This is a genomic window from Streptomyces sp. NPDC006174, from assembly GCF_040614075.1.
Lineage (GTDB): Bacteria > Actinomycetota > Actinomycetes > Streptomycetales > Streptomycetaceae > Streptomyces.
Map to the genome: position 1 here is coordinate 135,121 of NZ_JBEXTJ010000010.1, position 16,259 is coordinate 151,379.

Sequence of the window (16,259 nt, forward strand, 5' to 3'; positions counted from 1 at the left end):
AGCGCCCCGGAACCTCACCCGGACACCTCGCCATCCAGCCTCCGCACCACCCGAAACCGCTCAGCCACAATCATCGTCCCGTCATCCACCGTGAACGCCGGATCCCCCATCGCCTCCCGCATCTCCTCGCCGTGCCAGAACGCCTCATGTCCCGCACGCCATTCGGCCACCGACCCGTACCCCTCGCCCTCGTCGAGCGCATGCTGCAGATCCACCTCACCGAGCGGCAGCACCCGCACCTCGGTCAGCTCCAGCACCGCCACCTCCCGCCCGTCCGAGTCGATCAGCGCGGACCGCTCACCCACCGGCGGAAGCTCCTCCTGCTCCAGCTCGTACTCGGCCAACAGCCCTGTGGTGGAGACCTTTTCGCCGGAGAGGACCGCCGCCACCAGCCGGTCGCGCAGCGGACCGGGAAAGGCGAGGAGGAAGGGGCTCAGGGGTTCACGAGGTTCCATGGCCTCAGTGTGTCAGGCGTCACTCCACGACCGCCCACCCCACCCGCACGCTGCGCGAACACCTTTCCCGGCCCGACTACTTCCGGCCAACTATCCGGAAGGAGAGCGGAGTTGGTAGAGACCACCTCTTGACTCGGAGCATTCCCTACCGCTTGGCTGTGCGCGATCATCTGCTCGCACACCGCGTCGAAAGAAGTCTGCGGCATGTCCCCGCCTCCGCCGCCCCTGGGCCGCTCCCGCCGCCGGGGCGGTCGCTCGGACCACGTCTTCGACCCGGCCCTGGACGACCGCGAGCTCATCGACGCGCGCAGCCAGTTCACCCAGGGCCGCTGGAGCGAGGCCCGTGCCCTGCTGGTGGCGACCGGCAAGGACTGGGACCGCCGGGGACACCGCCTCCTGGGCCTCGCAGAGATCCCCTCCGCCGCGGACTGGGCCGGCGACTGGCTGCTCGCCGAACCCGAGAGCGCCGACGCCACCACGCTCCTCGGCTGCGCCCGTGTCGTACGGGCCCTGCGTCCCAAGGCCAGGCCCGACGATGCCGCCCGCGCCCGGCAGGCCTGCCTCGCCGCCGCCCGGCTCACCCCCGACGACCCCACGCCGTGGCTGGCCCTGCTCCTCCTGGACCGGGGCCGCGAGGACGGCGGCGACGAGACCGGCCGGCTCTTCGAGGAGGTCCGCTCCCGCCACCCCGAGCACCACCACGCCCACCACGTGATGACCGCGCAACTGGCCGAGAGCCGCCCCGACAGCGGCCAGGACCCGCTGCACGAGGTGTACGACTTCGCCGCCTGGGCCGCCGAACAGGCCCCGGCCGACTCGCCGCTCGCCGTCCTCCCGGTCATCGCCCACGCCGAGCGCTACCGCGTACTGGTGGCGGCGGGCAGCGAGCCGGACGACCCGGTCGCGTCCGGGCACTGGTCCGGGCGGCGGGCCCGGCAGGTGATGAAGGCCGCCTTCGACTGGTGGCTGGAGTGGGAGCACGAGGACCACCCGCGCCACCGCGTCGACCTCAACTTCCTGGCCCACGCCAAGGTCTGCGAGGGCCGGACCGCCGAGGCCGCCGCCCTCTTCCACCGCATCGGCCCGCACGCCACGGCCGCCCCGTGGTCGTACGCCGGCCGCGACCCGTACGCCGCGTTCACCGCCGCCCGCGACCACGCACTCGGCACGCCCTGACCAGCGCCTCACCGAGAACCGAAGACGGAACACCGAGAACCGAAGACCGAAGAAGGGACCACCCCCGCCATGTCGACGGGCAGTTCATCTCCAGGCAGGACCCGGCAGACCGGCACCACCAGGCAGACCGGCGATACCGGCGGGATCAACACCTACAAGGGTGAGGAGCGCGCCCTGCGCGCCGACCGCCTCGGCACCCCGGGCCTGCTCCTCTCCGTGCTCGCCGCCAGTGCGCCTCTGATGGTGGTCGCCGGCGTGATGCCCACGGTCTTCGGCGTGATGGGCATCGTCGGCCAGCCTCTTCTCTACGTCATCCTCGGCGCCGTCCTGATGCTGTTCAGCGTCGGCTACGCGGAGATGAGCCGGCACGTCCACAACGCCGGCGCCTTCTACGCGTACATCGCCCGTGGCCTCGGCCCGACGGCCGGTGCCGGCGCCTCGCTCGTGGCGCTGGTGGCGTACAGCGCGATGCAGGTCGGCATCTACGGGATCCTCGGCTTCGAGGTGTCCGTGATCCTCTCCACGTACGCCGGCATCGACGTGCAGTGGTGGATCCCCGCACTGATCTCGGTGGTCGTGGTCGGCATCCTCGGCTGGCTGAAGATCGACCTCAACGCCAAAGTGCTCGGCGTCCTGCTGGTCATCGAGTGCCTGCTCGTCGTGATCTTCGACATCGCCGCCGTCTCCGAGCCGGGCCCCGAGGGCCTCTCGTTCGCGGCGTTCAACCCGGAGACCCTCACCGGCGCCGGGCTCTCCACCGCGCTCTGCTTCTGCATCGCCGCGTTCGTCGGCTTCGAACAGGCCCCGGTCTACGCCGAGGAGACCAGCCGCCCGCAGATCGTGGTGTCCCGGGTGATGTTCCTGGCGGTGGGCTACGCGGCGCTGTTCCTGGCCATCAGCTCCTGGGCGCTGACCGTCGCCGCCGGACCCGGCTTCATCGCCGACACCTCGCTGAAGGAGGGGCCGGGCATGCTGTTCGGCCTCACCGAGGAGCGGCTCGGCTCGACCTTCACCGACGTGCTGCACGTCCTCTTCGTCACCGGGATGTTCGCCGCGCTCCTCAGCTTCCACAACGTGGTCGCCCGCTACGCGTTCGCGATGGGCCGCGAAGGCCTGCTGCCCGCCCGCTTCGGCCGCACCAACCGCGCGAGCGGCGCACCGGGCATCGGCTCGCTGCTCCAGTCCGTCATCTCCGTGGTGATCGTGCTGGCCTTCGCCTTCAGCGACGGCAACCACATCGGCGACCCGACCGTCCCGGTCCTGCGCCTGTTCACCTGGATGGGTAACGTCGGCGCGCTCGGCGTGATCCTGCTGATGGCCGCCGCCTCCTTCGCCGTCATCGCGTTCTTCGTCAAGCGCGGCGCGGGCCGGGCCCAGGCCCCGCGCCTGGTCGCCTCCGGACTCGCCGGGATCGCGCTGCTGTCGATCGCCGTCTTCACCGTCCGCGACTTCGACGTCCTGGTCGGCTCCGGCGACGGCTCGGTCCTCAACTGGCTGCTGCCCGGCGTGATCTTCCTCGCGCTGGTCGGCGGCCTGGTCTACGGAGCGGTCCTGCGCAAGGTCAAGCCCGCGGTGCACGCCCGCATCGGCCTCGGCAACGAGGCGTTCCAGCTGGAGAAGGCGGCCGAGAGCGAGACCACCCGCCGCTGACCACTTTGTACGGCACAGAAGAGCGCCCGCCCCGGTACGGCACCGGGGCGGGCGCTCTTCTATGCCGTACGGAAGCCGCTACAACAACAGCGACAGCAGCATGATGAAGGCCATCGCGACCACCGAGATGATCGTCTCCATCACCGACCAGGTCTTCACGGTCTGGCCGACGTCCATCCCGAAGTACTCCTTCACCAGCCAGAACCCGGCGTCGTTCACATGGCTGAAGAAGAGCGAACCGGCGCCGACCGCCAGGACCAGCAGAGCCGCGTGCGAGGTCGACATGTCGGCCGCGAGCGGGGCCACCAGACCGGCGGCGGAGATCGTGGCGACCGTGGCCGAGCCGGTGGCGAGGCGGATCGCGACGGCGATGAGCCAGCCGAGCAGCAGGGCGGGGATCGACCAGTTCTCGGAGAAGTCCAGGATCATCTGGCCGACCCCGGCGTCGATCAGCGTCTGCTTGAAGCCACCGCCGGCGCCGACGATCAGCAGGATCCCGGCGATCGGGGCGAGCGACTTCTCCACGGTTCCGGCGAGCTTGCCCTTGGTGAACCCGGCGGCCCGGCCGAGGGTGAACATGCCGAGCAGGACGGCGGCGAGCAGCGCGATCAGCGGCGAACCGATCACGTCCGTCACCCGCTGGACGTGGTTCTCCGGGTCGTCCACGACGATCTCGACGAGCGCCTTGAGCAGCATCAGTACGACCGGCAGCAGGATCGTCACCAGGGTGGCGGCGAAGCTCGGGCGGCGGTCCAGGTCCTCGGACGGGCGCTGCGGGATCATCTTCTCCGGCGGCTCGATGTCCACCCAGCGCGCGGCGTACCGGGCGAAGACCGGACCGGCGATGATCACCGTCGGGATGGCGACCAGCACACCGAGCGCCAGCGTCACACCGAGGTTGGCGTCCAGCGCGTCGATCGCGACCAGCGGGCCGGGGTGCGGCGGGATGAGGCCGTGCATCACGGAGAGTCCGGCCAGTGCCGGGATGCCGATCCGCATCAGGGAGAAGTTGCCGCGCTTGGCGACGAGCAGCACCACCGGGATCATCAGCACGATCCCGACCTCGAAGAAGAGCGGCAGACCGATGATTGAGGCGATGAGGACCATCGCCCACGGCATCGCTCCACGGCTCGCCTTGGCCAGGATGGTGTCGACGATCTGGTCCGCTCCGCCCGAGTCGGCGAGCAGCTTGCCCAGGATGGCGCCGAGCGCGATGAGCACGCCCACGCTCGCGACGGTGGAGCCGAGGCCCGCGGTGAAGCTGGCGATCGTGTCGGCCGGTGCCGCTCCCGCGAAGGAGCCGAGCGCCAGCGAACCGATGGTCAGCGCCAGGAACGCGTGCATCTTGAGCTTGGTGATCAGGAGAACGATGACGGCGATGCCCGCCAGGACGGCGATGCCCAACTGCGCGTTGCCTGCCGAGGTGATCGGTTCGGCGGCGTCCGCTGCCAGCATCTCGACGCTGAGACTGGTCACGGTGATGGTCCTTAACTGTCGAGCCGGCGCAGTGCGGCGACGGCTCGCTGGGTGATTTCCGTAGGGCTGCCGGACACGTCGACTTCCACTCCGGCCTCATCGGCCTGGAGCGGCTGCAACGTCGCGAACTGGGAGTCGAGCAGCGCGGTGGGCATGAAGTGGCCCTTGCGCTCCGCCATCCGCTCCTCGATCAGCGCCCGGTCGCCGGTCAGATGCAGAAACAGCGCGTCAGGCGCCCCGGCCCGCAGCCGGTCGCGGTAGGACCGCTTGAGCGCCGAGCTGGAGACCACACCGCCGAGCCCGGCCCGGCCGCGCGCCCACTGACCGATGGCATCGAGCCAGGGCCATCGGTCGTCGTCGTCCAGCGGAGTGCCGGCCGACATCTTCTCGACGTTGGCCGGCGGATGGAAGTCGTCGCCCTCGGCGTACGGAACGCCGAGCTCGGCGGCGAGCAGGGGACCGATCGTGGTCTTGCCGGTTCCTGCTACGCCCATCACCACGACGACGTAGGGGGTGCTCATGGGGTGCCTCGCTGTCTTCTTCGACATCGGTCCGTCGCGCTACTGAAACCTATTAGGTACGACTTATTCAAGAGTCTGTGACACATACGTCGTACTTTTTGTTCCTAGGGGCCGCCCCTTAGGCTTGACCCATGACCACACAGAGCCAGGGGCTGCATACACATGTGCTGGACACCCTGGGTCTGGAGATCTCCTCCGGCCAGTGCCCGCCCGGCAGCGTCCTACGCACCGACGAGCTGGCCCAGCGCTTCGACGTCTCCCGTACGGTGATCCGCGAAGTGGTCCGGGTCCTGGAGTCCATGCACCTGGTCGAGTCCCGCCGCCGGGTCGGCGTGACCGTCCGCCCGACCGAGACCTGGAACGTCTACGACCCGCAGGTCATCCGCTGGCGCCTGGCCGGCTCCGACCGCCCGCGCCAGCTGCGCTCGCTCACCGTCCTGCGCTCCGCCATCGAACCGGTCGCGGCGGGCCTCGCCGCCCGCCACGCCACCGCCGAGCAGTGCGCCGAGCTCACCGAACGCGCCCTCGGCATGGTCGCCACCTCACGCGGCCAGCAGCTGGAGGGCTACCTCGGACACGACATCGCCTTCCACCGGATCGTCCTCAACGCCTCCGGCAACGAGATGTTCGCCCGCCTCGGAGACGTGGTCGCCGAGGTCCTGGCGGGCCGCACCCACCACCAGGTGATGTTCGAGGACCCCGACCCGGCCGCCGTCACCCTCCACGTACGCCTCGCCGAAGCGGTCCGCGAAGGCGACCCGGAAGCGGCCGAGCGGATCACGAAGGAGATCGCGGTGGGCGCCCTGCACGAGTTGGACGTGCTCGCACCGTAGCGGGTCTCCCAAGGCGTACGGTGGTCCGCGTTCGATCTTCGCGAAGCGCGGGAGCAGGGAGAGCACGGTATGCCACAACAGGTGCAAGGTGTCATCGCACCGGGGAAGAACGAGCCGGTGCGGGTCGAGACGATCGTCATCCCCGACCCCGGTCCCGGAGAGGCCGTCGTCAAGATCCAGGCGTGCGGCGTCTGCCACACCGACCTGCACTACAAGCAGGGCGGGATCAACGACGAGTTCCCCTTCCTCCTCGGCCACGAGGCGGCGGGCGTCGTGGAGTCGGTCGGCGAAGGCGTCACCGACGTCGCTCCTGGTGACTTCGTCATCCTCAACTGGCGTGCGGTGTGCGGCCAGTGCCGCGCCTGTCTGCGCGGCCGCCCCTGGTACTGCTTCGACACTCACAACGCCGAGCAGAAGATGACGCTGCTCGACGGCACCGAGCTGTCGCCCGCCCTCGGCATCGGCGCCTTCGCCGAGAAGACTCTCGTCGCCTCCGGCCAGTGCACCAAGGTCGACCCCGGAGTGGCCCCCGAGGTCGCCGGACTCCTCGGCTGCGGCGTCATGGCGGGCATCGGCGCCGCCATCAACACCGGCCAGGTCGGCCGCGGCGACTCGGTCGCCGTCATCGGCTGCGGCGGCGTCGGCGACGCGGCCATCGCCGGATCCCGGCTGGCCGGAGCGGCGAAGATCATCGCGGTCGACATCGACGACCGCAAGCTGGAGACGGCGAAGAAGATGGGCGCCACCCACACCGTCAACTCCCGCTCCGACGACCCGGTCGAGGCCATCCGCGCGCTCACCGACGGCAACGGCGCCGACGTCGTCATCGAGGCCGTCGGCCGCCCGGAGACGTACGAACAGGCCTTCTACGCCCGCGACCTGGCCGGCACGGTCGTCCTCGTCGGCGTCCCCACTCCGGACATGAAGCTCGAACTGCCGCTCCTGGACGTCTTCGGCCGCGGCGGCTCGCTCAAGTCCTCCTGGTACGGCGACTGCCTGCCCTCCCGCGACTTCCCGATGCTCGTCGACCTCCACCAGCAGGGCCGGCTCGACCTCGCCGCCTTCGTCACCGAGACGATCGGCCTGGGCGACATCGAGCAGGCCTTCGCCCGCATGCACGACGGCGACGTCCTCCGCTCGGTGGTGGTCTTCTGATGGCCGTCCGCATCGACCACCTGGTCACCTCCGGCACCTTCGCCCTCGACGGCGGCGAGTGGGACGTCGACAACAACGTCTGGATCGTCGGCGACGACACCGAGGCGATCGTCATCGACGCCGCCCACGACGCCGCCGCCATCGAGGCCGCGCTCGGCGGCCGTACGCTGCGCGCCATCGTCTGCACCCACGCGCACAACGACCACATCGACGCCGCCCCGGCCCTCGCCGAGGCCACCGGCGCCCCGATCCTCCTCCACCCGCACGACCTCCCGCTCTGGCTCCAGACCCACCCGGAACGGACCCCCGACGGTCCGTTGGCGGACGGCCAGGAACTCACCGTCGCGGGCACCACGCTCACGGTCCTCCACACTCCGGGCCACGCGCCCGGCGGCGTCTGCCTCTACGCTCCCGAGCTGGCCACGGTCTTCACCGGCGACACGCTCTTCCAAGGCGGCCCCGGCGCCACCGGCCGGTCCTTCTCGGACTTCCCGACGATCATCGACTCGATCCGGGACCGGCTGCTCACGCTTCCGGGCGACACCACGGTCCGCACCGGCCACGGCGACCCCACCACCATCGGCGCCGAGGCGCCGCAGCTCGACGACTGGATCAAGCGCGGCCACTGAGGACCGCGTACGTCACCTCTCCGGCCAGGCGGAGAGCCGCAGTCCGCTCTCGAAGCGGCGCGGCTCCCCGCTGACCGGGTCGGTGAACTCCAGCCGCCGCGCCAGCAACTGCAAGGGCCGGTTCCAGTCCTCCACGGCCTCCTCCGGCTCCACCAGCGGATACAGCGGATCATGGACGATCGGCACGCCCAGCGCGTTCATATGCACCCGCAGCTGATGCGTACGCCCGGTAGCGGGCACCAGCCGGTACAGGCCCAGTCCACCCCGTCGCTCCACCAACTCCACCCGGCTCTCACTGTTCGCCTCACCCGGCTCCTCCCGGGCGGCGAGCACTCCGCGCTCCTTGACGATCCGGCTGCGTACGGTCCGGGGCAGGGCCACCGATGGGTCGTACGGGGCCACCGCCTCGTACTCCTTGTGCACCAGCCGGTCCCGGAACAGCGTCTGGTACGCGCCCCGCTCCTCCGGCCGCACCACGAAGAGCACCAGCCCCGCCGTCAGCCGGTCCAGCCGGTGCGCGGGCTGGAGCGTGGGCAGCCCCAGCTCCCGCCGCAGCCGGGCCACCGCGGTCTCGGTGATGTGCCGGCCCCGGGGCGTGGTGGCGAGGAAGTGCGGCTTGTCCGCCACCACGAGATGCGCGTCCCGGTACACGACCCCGACCGGGAACGGCACCGGCTCCTCGGCCGCGAAGTCCCGGTGGAACCAGAGGCTCCGCCCGGCGGTATACGGCTCGTCACTCCGTACGGCGGTCCCGTCGGCCCCCACGAACCGCTCTTCGTCGAGCATCGCCACCACCCGCGCGACCCCGATCGCCCCGCCGAACCGCCCGGCCAGATACGCACCGACACTCGTCCAGAGCCCCTCCGGATCCTCCGGCAGCCTCACCCGTACGGCATCGATCCCGTCCCGCTGCGGGAGAGGCCCGGCGGACGCCTTCCTGCGGCCTCTCATCCTCGCCCCTCTTCCGCTCCGACCCGGTGACGCAAAAGAGCCCCACCGAAGTGGGGCTCCTGCTGGTGTCCGAGGGGGGACTTGAACCCCCACGCCCGATAAAGGGCACTAGCACCTCAAGCTAGCGCGTCTGCCATTCCGCCACCCGGACAAGGTGTCTGTCTCGCGGGCTCCTGCCCGTTCCGACGTGGAAAACCATAGCAAACATTCGAGGGTGCTCGATCACGCCCCGATGGCTGTGAACGGTGCGTGACGGGGGGTGTACGGCCTTGGGTGTGGGCCGTGGGCGCGGGAGGATGGGAAGGGAGCACCAGAGCGACAGCGGAAGGAAGCAGCGTGAGCGAGAGCAGCACGGGCAAGGCCGTCGGCGGCGGCAACGCCGAGAAGGAGGTCGTGGACCTCTGTCGCGACCTGATCCGGATCGACACCAGCAACTACGGCGACCACTCCGGCCCCGGTGAGCGGCCGGCCGCCGAGTACGTGGCGGAGAAGCTGGCAGAGGTGGGTCTGGAGCCGCAGATCTTCGAGTCGCACAAGGGCCGCGCCTCCACCGTCGCCCGGATCGAGGGCGAGGACCCCTCACGGCCCGCCCTGCTCATCCACGGCCACACCGACGTCGTCCCGGCCAACGCGGCGGACTGGACGCACGACCCGTTCTCCGGCGAGATCGCGGACGGCTGCGTCTGGGGCCGGGGCGCCGTCGACATGAAGGACATGGACGCGATGACCCTCGCGGTCGTACGCGAACGGATGCGTACCGGCCGCAAGCCCCCGCGCGACATCGTGCTGGCCTTCCTCGCGGACGAGGAGGCGGGCGGTACGTACGGGGCCCGCTACCTCGTAGACAACCACCCGGGCCTCTTCGAGGGTGTCACCGAGGCGATCAGCGAGGTCGGCGGCTTCTCCTTCACCGTCAACGAGAACCTGCGGCTGTATCTGGTGGAGACGGCCCAGAAGGGCATGCACTGGATGAAGCTCACCGTGGACGGCACCGCCGGACACGGCTCGATGATCCACAAGGACAACGCCATCACGGAGCTGTCCGAGGCGGTCGGACGGCTCGGGCGGCACAAGTTCCCGGTGCGGGTCACCAAGACGCTGCGGCACTTCCTGGACGAGCTCTCGGACGCGCTCGGCACCGAGCTGGACCCGGAGAACATGGACGAGACGCTCGCCAAGCTCGGCGGCATCGCCAAGCTGATCGGCGCCTCCCTCCAGAACACCGCCAACCCCACCCAGCTCGGCGCCGGCTACAAGGTCAACGTCATCCCGGGCCAGGCCACCGCCCATGTCGACGGCCGGTACCTGCCGGGGTACGAGGAGGAGTTCCTCGCCGACCTGGACCGGATCCTCGGCCCCAACGTGCGGCGCGAGGACGTGCACGCGGACAAGGCGCTGGAGACCACGTTCGACGGCGCGCTGGTCGACGCCATGCAGACCGCGCTGGTCGCCGAGGACCCGATCGCCCGGGCCGTGCCGTACATGCTCTCGGCCGGCACCGACGCGAAGTCCTTCGACGACCTGGGCATCCGGGGCTTCGGCTTCGCGCCGCTGAAGCTGCCGCCGGAGCTGGACTTCGCCGGGATGTTCCACGGCGTCGACGAGCGCGTTCCGGTCGACGGTCTGCAGTTCGGCGTGCGGGTGCTCGACCGGTTCATCGACCACAGCTGACCGGACTCGTACGAACCGCCGACCGGACGCGGACGGACGGTGACCCGGGCCCGTACGAACCGCCGACCGGGGCCGGGCCTGATTCGACCGCCTGTGCGTACGTGACCGAAAGGGTGAAACGCGCCGTTCACGCGTAGCCCCGCCCCGTTCTCCTCGTTACAAGGTTTGCGGTCCGCGGCTGGGACCGCACTTTCCAACTAGGAGGAATCATGATCAAGAAGGTCGTCGCAGTTGCGGCTGCCACCGGTGGCCTCGTTCTCGCGGGTGCGGGAATGGCTTCCGCCGACGCGGGCGCCCAGGGTGCGGCCATCGGCAGCCCCGGCGTGCTCTCCGGCAACGTCGTCCAGGTCCCGATCCACGTGCCGATCAACCTGTGCGGCAACACGGTCTCCGTGATCGGGCTGCTGAACCCCGCCTTCGGCAACACCTGCGTCAACGCGTGACGTTGGGCGTCAGCCCGTAAGGGCTTGAGCTCGATCGGTCCCGGAGTGCGTGCCATGCACTCCGGGACCGTTCGGCATTCGGCTCCCGCACGGTCATGTCCGGGGGTTTTTCGGAAGGCAGAAGGCAGGAAACGAACCTATGCGACAGGTCACTCGTAAAGGCCTGATCACCATGGCGGCGGCGGGCGGGGTCCTCGCGCTCAGCGGCGGCTATGCCCACGCCGACGCCGGAGCGGCCTCCACGGCCACCGGATCGCCAGGCGTGCTGTCCGGCAACTCGGTCTCGGTCCCGATCGACATCCCGGTCAACGTCTGCGGAAACTCGGTCACGGTCGGCGGTCTGATCAACCCGACCTTCGGCAACGACTGCGAGAACGGGTCGGCGCAGTCGCGCCAGGACTCCGGAGCGCAGAACCGTATCGGCGGCGGCTCCGCCGACGGAGCCCAGGCGGGCAACGCGGCGCAGGCGGGCAGCACCACCGCGTCGGACCGGCACGGCGAGCCCGGCGCAGGCCGCCACCGGGCCGGTGGCGCGAGCGCGGAGGGGGTCGCGCAGGGCTCGCCCGGCATCCTCTCCGGCAACGCGATCCAGGCGCCGATCAGCGTTCCTGTGAACGTCTGCGGCAACAGCGTCTCCGTCATCGGGCTGCTGAACCCGACCTTCGGCAACAGCTGCTCCAACGACGCCGAGCCGCCGCCCCCGCCGCCGGAGGAGCCGGAGAAGCCCCCGGTCACGCCGGAGAAGCCGGTCGACCCGCCGGTCGAGCCCCCGGCCGACCAGCCGCCCGAGCCGAACGTCCCCGAGCCCCAGCTGGAGCCGGAGGAGCAGCTCGCACAGACCGGCGCGGGCGGCATGGAGATGCTCATCCCGGCGAGCGCCGGACTGCTGCTGGCCGGCATGGGATCGGTGCTCTACCGCCGCTCCCGCAGCGCCGCCTGATCCAGGCGCGCACAGCTCAGCAGGACGCACCATGGACGGGCCCCGCGGTCGCGCGGGGCCCGTTCCCTGTCGTTCGGATGGCGCTCAACCCTGTCACCAGGTGGCTCGCAACTGACGGATGATCCGTCTGCGCAGCCGCACCCTGCGGCTGCCGTCACGGCGCAGCGTCAGGCGGTCCAGCTCCCAGTGTCCGTACTCGGCGTGGTCGGTCAGCAGTCGGGCCGCTTCCTTGCGGGAGACCCCGCGCGGCACGTACACGTCGACAAATTCGTATTCCGGCATCGCATCTATTGTGCGGGCAGAGGCCCGGTACGGATAGCGTCTGCACTATGTCTGATGCTGCGCAGCCCACCGCTGCCGAGGTACGTGCCGCCGCCGAGGCGGTCAAAGCCGCGATCGACCGTCACCTCGGCGCGGTCGAACGCCGTACCGGGGACGACGATCCCGCCGTCTACGAAGCGTTCAACTCACTGGCCGCTGCGGCCGAGGTCTACGACGAGCTGCTCTACGACCGCTACGACGAGGTCACCCCCTTCGAGATCCCCGGCGCGGACGACTCCCTGCCGCCCTACGCCGGACCGGCCGAACCCAGCGCGCTGAGCGTGCTGATCCGGCGCGACTACGCGGTCGCGGAGCCTCCGCGCCTGCTCGCCCAGGCCCGGCGCCTCGCCGACATCGACGCCGGACCCGGCGCGGACGGGACCATGACACCGGTGGTCGGCACCAGCGTCCACGCCGCGCTCGGCATGCTCTTCGGCGAGTACGAACCCGACGAGATCGCTTCCCGGCACAAGGAGTTCGGCTTGGAGGAGGGCGACTCCACGCTCTGGGTCTCGGCCGCGGAGGCGCTCCCGGAGCCGGGGGAGTGGCTGGGCGCGCCGTTCGAGGACGCCGCCCCCGAGCTGGTGGTGTGCCGCTTCGACGTCAGCGCCGTCTTCGACGAGGAGGAGCTGGACGAGGAGATCGACGAGCCGGCGGCCGGCCGCGCGTGACAGGAGAGCGGGCCCCGGCGCGGAGTGCGCCGGGGCCCGCTGTCGTACGTCCCTCAGGAAGCCGCGTCAGGCGTCGGGACGGCTTCGAGCAGCGGGCGGAGCCGGGTCGTCCGCTCCGAGGCCGGGACCTGCGCCACCGCGTGCGGCAGCGCCTGGTCGACACCGTGCACCACGGACAGGTGCCGCTCGCCGCGGCCGAAGGCGGTGTAGACCCACGGCCGGCTCAGCCCCGCCGCCGCGTCGCCCGGCAGCACCACCACAGCGGCCGGCCAGCGCATCCCGGCCGCCTGATGGGCACTGAGCGCCCAGCCGTGCCGCACCGCCGACTCCACCCGCTCCTGCGGTACGACGACGGGGACGCCGCCGCACTCCAGGTGCAGCCCCTCCGCGTCGGCCGAGCGCACCACCCCGGGCACCGCGCGGCCGGGCGCGGGCACATGGATCACGCGGTCGCCCGGGTCGAACCCGCCGAACCGGCCGGGCCCCGGGTTGAGCCGCTGCTTCAACGCCTCGTTGAGCACCCGGGTTCCGGCCGCGCCGCCGTGGCCCACGGTGATGACCTGGGTGTCGGCGGCGGCGATCGAGAAGGCCCGGGGCACCGAGTCCGCGACGAGCTGCACCGTACGGTGGACCGCCTCGCCGGCGTCGCGGACCGGGACGATCACGACCTCCTTGCCAGGCGCCTCCACCTGGTTCAGCTCGCCGATGCCGATACCGGAGACCAGCTCGCCGATCGGGCCGGGATCCGGCGTACGGGAGACGACCTGCGGACACGCGCGTGCGGCCAGCACATCGGCGAAGACCCGCCCGGCGCCCGCCGAAGCCAGGACACCGGGGTCACCGCTCAGCACCAGCCGGGCCCCGTCCGCCAGCGCCTCGACCAGGACGGCCGCGCCCTCCACGTCCAGCTGCGGGGCGTCCAGCACGACGAGCAGGTCGAGCGCGAGCGCCCCGTCCTCGTCGCGGCCCGGGCCCTCGGTGCCGGAGAGCAGCCCGGCCAGGGTGACCGCCGTCTCCGGGGCGCCGACCGCTTCGGCCAGCCGGCGGCGGCCGTCCTCGCTGTGGGCGGCGCCCAGGGCCCGCAGCCCCAGGCCCCGCGCCGCGGCGATCAGGGCGGCGGGCTCGGCCCTGGCCGCCTCGCCGCCGCTGTGGGCGACGAGCCCGGCGGTGGCCGCCGTACGGATCAGCTCGGCGGCGGACGGGGAAGGCGCGGCGGCAGCGGCCTCCGCCCAGTCGGCGCCCTTCTCACAGGCGTTCATGAGGCGGGCCAGGCCGTCGGCGAGGCTCTCCTCGGCCAGCGCGTAACGGTCGAGACCCAGCAGCACCTGGACCGGCTCCGGAGCCTCGGTGGTCTCCTCGTCCTCCTGCTCCTCGGCGGCCGCCGACTCCGTGGGGTCCGCGCCCTCCTGGAAGACCAGGGCGACACCCTCCTCCACGGCGTTGCGCACGGCCTCGTCCGGGTCGCTCACGGCACGCTCGGCGAGCGCCGCCCGAACCGCCTCGGCGTCCAGCGCCGTGTGGCCCTGGAGGGCGGCGCGCTCCAGCAGCCAGCCGACCAGGGCCGCCGTGCGGCGCCCGTCGTCCGGGCCGCACGCGGCGCCGAGCAGGGCCCGGGCGAAGCCGTCCGCCTGCTCGGGCCGGACGCCCGGGACCGCCAGCAGCTGCCAGGGATCGGCGCGCAACAGCTCGGCGGCCTGTTCGCCCAGGGTCCCGGTGGCCGGGCGGGCCAGGGTCTCGGGTGCGCCGCCTTCGGTGAGGACCGCGCGCACCGCGTCCGTGGCCTCGGGCGAGGCGGCCCGGTCGACGGGTGCGGCCGGGGCGGGCGCGGGGCGGGGAGGCTGTCCGGCGGGGGCCGGCGCGGCGCGGCGGGGCCCGGGTGCTGGTGCGGGGGAGTCGAAGAACTCGGCGCCGGCCTTCTCGCCGCTCTCCACGGCCCGTACGGCCGCGAGCAGGTCGGCGGCGGTGCCGCTCAGCTTCGTGCCCGCGGGGACGGGGCCCTCCTTCTCGGCCTTGCGCTTCGCGATCCTCTCGCGCAGCTCACGCTGGGCGGCCAGCTCGGCCTGCGCCTCCGAGAGCGCGGCGGCTGCGGGCGCTTCACCCGCAGGCCCGTCACCGGCGGCCGCACCGGTCTCGCCGGCCTCCTCAGCTCCGGCCTCGGCAGCCTCGGCCCCGGACTCGACGTCGTCGGGCGTCTCGGCGTGCGCGGAGGCCTCGGCGGCGGTGGCCGTCGGGGGCTCGGCGGCCTCCGGTGTGTCCGTGCCGGCGGTGCCGGGGGTCTCCCCGGGAAGCGCAGTCACAGCGTGCTCCAGTCCTGGTCGGGATAGCGGTGCACGGGCGCCGACACATCGTCGAGCGCCTGGCAGATCTCGTAGGGAAGAGTAAGCGCCTCCACTGACAAAGCCTCCGTGAGCTGCCCGGCGTTGCGCGCACCGACGATCGGCGCGGCCACTCCGGGCCGGTCCCGCACCCACGCCAGCGCCACGTGCAGCGGGCTCGTCGCCAGGCCGTCGGCCGCTGTTGCCACCGCGTCGGTGATCCGGGCCGCCGCGTCGTCCAGATACGGCTCGACGAACGGAGCGAACCGTTCGGAGGCGCCCCGGGAATCGGACGGAGTGCCTTGGCGGTACTTGCCGGTCAGCACGCCACGGCCCAGCGGCGAGGAGGGCAGCAGGCCGATGCCGAGGTCCAGCGCGGCGGGCAGCACCTCGCGCTCGATGCCTCGCTGGAGCAGCGAGTACTCCATCTGCGTACTGGCCAGCCGGGTGCGCACGCCGGGCGCGGCGAGCTGCCAGGTGGCGGCCTTGGCCAGCTGCCAGCCGCAGAAGTTCGACACGCCCGCGTAGCGGACCCGGCCGGAGGAGACGGCGAGGTCCACCGCCTGGAGCGTCTCCTCCAGCGGCGTCGCCGGATCGAAGGCGTGGACCTGCCACAGATCCACGTAATCCGTGCCGAGCCGCTCCAGCGAGGCGTCCAGCGCGGCCAGCAGATGTCCGCGCGAGCCGTTGAAGCGGCGGTAGGGGTCGGGGACGTTTCCGGCCTTCGTGGCGATGACCAGATCCTCACGCGGCACCAGGCTGCCGACGAGCCGCCCGAGCAGGAATTCGGCCTCCCCGCCCCCGTACACATCGGCCGTGTCCACCAAGGTGCCGCCCGCGTCCCAGAAGGCCTTCAGCTGGTCGGCGGCGTCGTGCTCGTCCGTGTCCCGGCCCCAGGTGAGGGTGCCGAGCCCGATCCGGGACACACGTAGGCCGGTGCGGCCGAGATGCCTCTGCTCCATGGGCGCTGAGATTACTGGCCACGGCCCCACCGAGTGCGGGCCTGTGGACAACGGGAGGTCGCGCGGGCCTGCCGGATCGCCGCCACCCGC

General features: G+C 71.7%; 16 protein-coding genes and 1 tRNA gene. 9 read left to right on the top strand and 8 right to left on the bottom strand.

Annotated features, from left to right (window positions below; translation table 11 throughout):
- Window positions 1–14: 14 nt before the first annotated feature.
- Window positions 15–455, bottom strand: coding sequence for an ASCH domain-containing protein (locus tag ABZ267_RS23235; protein ID WP_356756461.1), 441 nt, complete (start codon window positions 453–455; stop codon window positions 15–17).
- A 204-nt stretch (window positions 456–659) separates the two neighbouring features.
- Between ABZ267_RS23235 and ABZ267_RS23240 the strand changes: the two genes are divergently transcribed.
- Together ABZ267_RS23240 and ABZ267_RS23245 are read left to right on the top strand one after the other, a co-directional pair.
- Window positions 660–1,631 (top strand): hypothetical protein, encoded by a 972-nt coding sequence (locus ABZ267_RS23240; RefSeq protein WP_356756463.1) that lies wholly within the window; start codon window positions 660–662, stop codon window positions 1,629–1,631.
- Window positions 1,632–1,700: 69 nt separating this feature from the next.
- Entirely contained in the window at window positions 1,701–3,281 is a 1,581-nt protein-coding gene (locus tag ABZ267_RS23245) for an APC family permease (RefSeq protein ID WP_356756465.1), read from the top strand.
- Between the two features lie 78 nt (window positions 3,282–3,359).
- On the opposite strand, the gene ABZ267_RS23250 is transcribed toward ABZ267_RS23245, so the two are convergent.
- A complete protein-coding gene (locus ABZ267_RS23250; protein ID WP_356756467.1) occupies window positions 3,360–4,757 on the bottom strand; it encodes a gluconate:H+ symporter in 1,398 nt (465 codons plus the stop codon).
- A gap of 11 nt (window positions 4,758–4,768) precedes the next feature.
- Window positions 4,769–5,278, bottom strand: a complete 510-nt coding sequence (locus ABZ267_RS23255; protein ID WP_356756469.1) for a gluconokinase — start codon at window positions 5,276–5,278, stop codon at window positions 4,769–4,771.
- A gap of 131 nt (window positions 5,279–5,409) precedes the next feature.
- Here ABZ267_RS23255 and ABZ267_RS23260 point away from each other — a divergent pair, with 131 nt between their 5' ends.
- The 3 genes from ABZ267_RS23260 (at window position 5,410) to ABZ267_RS23270 (ending at window position 7,895) form a co-directional block, all read left to right on the top strand.
- Window positions 5,410–6,111: a FadR/GntR family transcriptional regulator gene (locus ABZ267_RS23260; RefSeq protein WP_356756471.1), complete on the top strand. Its 702-nt coding sequence runs from the start codon at window positions 5,410–5,412 to the stop codon at window positions 6,109–6,111.
- Between the two features lie 69 nt (window positions 6,112–6,180).
- A complete protein-coding gene (locus ABZ267_RS23265; protein ID WP_356756473.1) occupies window positions 6,181–7,266 on the top strand; it encodes an S-(hydroxymethyl)mycothiol dehydrogenase in 1,086 nt (361 codons plus the stop codon).
- Entirely contained in the window at window positions 7,266–7,895 is a 630-nt protein-coding gene (locus ABZ267_RS23270; RefSeq protein ID WP_356756475.1) for an MBL fold metallo-hydrolase, read from the top strand. Before ABZ267_RS23265 ends, ABZ267_RS23270 begins: the two co-directional genes overlap by 1 nt.
- Window positions 7,896–7,907: 12 nt before the next feature.
- Here the strand turns inward: ABZ267_RS23270 and ABZ267_RS23275 are convergent, their stop codons facing one another.
- Together ABZ267_RS23275 and ABZ267_RS23280 are read right to left on the bottom strand one after the other, a co-directional pair.
- Window positions 7,908–8,846 (bottom strand): RluA family pseudouridine synthase, encoded by a 939-nt coding sequence (locus ABZ267_RS23275; RefSeq protein ID WP_356756477.1) that lies wholly within the window; start codon window positions 8,844–8,846, stop codon window positions 7,908–7,910.
- A 63-nt stretch (window positions 8,847–8,909) separates the two neighbouring features.
- A tRNA-Leu gene (locus ABZ267_RS23280) sits at window positions 8,910–8,997 on the bottom strand.
- A gap of 185 nt (window positions 8,998–9,182) precedes the next feature.
- Here ABZ267_RS23280 and ABZ267_RS23285 point away from each other — a divergent pair.
- The 3 genes from ABZ267_RS23285 (at window position 9,183) to ABZ267_RS23295 (ending at window position 11,900) form a co-directional block, all read left to right on the top strand.
- Window positions 9,183–10,517, top strand: a complete 1,335-nt coding sequence (locus tag ABZ267_RS23285; protein WP_356756479.1) for a M20/M25/M40 family metallo-hydrolase — start codon at window positions 9,183–9,185, stop codon at window positions 10,515–10,517.
- Window positions 10,518–10,726: 209 nt separating this feature from the next.
- Window positions 10,727–10,960 (top strand): chaplin, encoded by a 234-nt coding sequence (locus tag ABZ267_RS23290; RefSeq protein ID WP_356756481.1) that lies wholly within the window; start codon window positions 10,727–10,729, stop codon window positions 10,958–10,960.
- Window positions 10,961–11,099: 139 nt separating this feature from the next.
- Window positions 11,100–11,900: a chaplin gene (locus tag ABZ267_RS23295; protein WP_356756483.1), complete on the top strand. Its 801-nt coding sequence runs from the start codon at window positions 11,100–11,102 to the stop codon at window positions 11,898–11,900.
- A gap of 93 nt (window positions 11,901–11,993) precedes the next feature.
- On the opposite strand, the gene ABZ267_RS23300 is transcribed toward ABZ267_RS23295, so the two are convergent.
- Complete coding sequence (locus tag ABZ267_RS23300) at window positions 11,994–12,182, bottom strand: DUF5703 family protein (protein WP_003970138.1); 189 nt, start codon at window positions 12,180–12,182, stop codon at window positions 11,994–11,996.
- 47 nt (window positions 12,183–12,229) lie between these two features.
- Between ABZ267_RS23300 and ABZ267_RS23305 the strand changes: the two genes are divergently transcribed.
- The gene (locus ABZ267_RS23305; protein WP_356756485.1) at window positions 12,230–12,892 is read left to right on the top strand and encodes a hypothetical protein; all 663 of its coding nucleotides are present in this window, start codon (window positions 12,230–12,232) and stop codon (window positions 12,890–12,892) included.
- A gap of 53 nt (window positions 12,893–12,945) precedes the next feature.
- On the opposite strand, the gene ABZ267_RS23310 is transcribed toward ABZ267_RS23305, so the two are convergent.
- Together ABZ267_RS23310 and ABZ267_RS23315 are read right to left on the bottom strand one after the other, a co-directional pair.
- Complete coding sequence (locus tag ABZ267_RS23310; protein WP_356756487.1) at window positions 12,946–15,189, bottom strand: helix-hairpin-helix domain-containing protein; 2,244 nt, start codon at window positions 15,187–15,189, stop codon at window positions 12,946–12,948.
- Complete coding sequence (locus ABZ267_RS23315) at window positions 15,186–16,169, bottom strand: aldo/keto reductase (protein ID WP_356756489.1); 984 nt, start codon at window positions 16,167–16,169, stop codon at window positions 15,186–15,188. Before ABZ267_RS23315 ends, ABZ267_RS23310 begins: the two co-directional genes overlap by 4 nt.
- Window positions 16,170–16,259: the final 90 nt, after the last annotated feature.

Coding starts and splice junctions, on each gene's coding strand:
- ABZ267_RS23235 (WP_356756461.1), bottom strand. CDS start 455: ATGGAACCTCGTGAACCCCTGAGCCCCTTCCTCCTCGCCTTTCCCGGT.
- ABZ267_RS23315 (WP_356756489.1), bottom strand. CDS start 16,169: ATGGAGCAGAGGCATCTCGGCCGCACCGGCCTACGTGTGTCCCGGATC.
- ABZ267_RS23275 (WP_356756477.1), bottom strand. CDS start 8,846: ATGAGAGGCCGCAGGAAGGCGTCCGCCGGGCCTCTCCCGCAGCGGGAC.
- ABZ267_RS23240 (WP_356756463.1), top strand. CDS start 660: ATGTCCCCGCCTCCGCCGCCCCTGGGCCGCTCCCGCCGCCGGGGCGGT.
- ABZ267_RS23245 (WP_356756465.1), top strand. CDS start 1,701: ATGTCGACGGGCAGTTCATCTCCAGGCAGGACCCGGCAGACCGGCACC.
- ABZ267_RS23265 (WP_356756473.1), top strand. CDS start 6,181: ATGCCACAACAGGTGCAAGGTGTCATCGCACCGGGGAAGAACGAGCCG.
- ABZ267_RS23270 (WP_356756475.1), top strand. CDS start 7,266: ATGGCCGTCCGCATCGACCACCTGGTCACCTCCGGCACCTTCGCCCTC.
- ABZ267_RS23295 (WP_356756483.1), top strand. CDS start 11,100: ATGCGACAGGTCACTCGTAAAGGCCTGATCACCATGGCGGCGGCGGGC.
- ABZ267_RS23300 (WP_003970138.1), bottom strand. CDS start 12,182: ATGCCGGAATACGAATTTGTCGACGTGTACGTGCCGCGCGGGGTCTCC.
- ABZ267_RS23255 (WP_356756469.1), bottom strand. CDS start 5,278: ATGAGCACCCCCTACGTCGTCGTGGTGATGGGCGTAGCAGGAACCGGC.
- ABZ267_RS23260 (WP_356756471.1), top strand. CDS start 5,410: ATGACCACACAGAGCCAGGGGCTGCATACACATGTGCTGGACACCCTG.
- ABZ267_RS23290 (WP_356756481.1), top strand. CDS start 10,727: ATGATCAAGAAGGTCGTCGCAGTTGCGGCTGCCACCGGTGGCCTCGTT.
- ABZ267_RS23305 (WP_356756485.1), top strand. CDS start 12,230: ATGTCTGATGCTGCGCAGCCCACCGCTGCCGAGGTACGTGCCGCCGCC.